The following is a 360-nucleotide window of genomic DNA, read 5'->3' as shown; positions in this document are numbered from 1 at the left end:
CAACCAGTCCGCGCTCGCCCGGTACGAAGCCGAGGCCCGCAGCTAATGCAGCGCGAGGATTGACAATTTCTGTCGCCCTCTGATTCGAGCTAGTAATCTTCGTCGGCTCGCCAATTCCGAACAGGCCGCGGACCAGCCGTGTCGCACCGCTGCCAATTAATCCGGCAAGCCCGACGATTTCTCCCCGGCTTACTGTGACCTCCGAATGACCCAGGGTTGCGACGATAGCCCTGCCCGCCTCGGCCGGCTTTGGTCGATGGATCTCTCCGATCGAAGAGCCGCCGGTCATCAGGGATGTAACGGCGTTGTCGTTGAACCCTTGATTACAAAAAGTGCCAACCACGGCGCCGTCGCGGAGCA

1 pseudogene is annotated in these 360 nt (G+C 60.8%); it reads right to left on the bottom strand.

The features are described from left to right. Positions 1 to 360, bottom strand: a pseudogene (locus tag AC5ZGW_RS47645) (hypothetical protein); the annotation flags it as partial.

The organism is Bradyrhizobium sp. Crot121, from assembly GCF_059512385.1.
The sequence above is the reverse complement of the archived record's forward strand: the minus strand, read 5'-3'. Positions and strand labels throughout refer to the sequence as shown.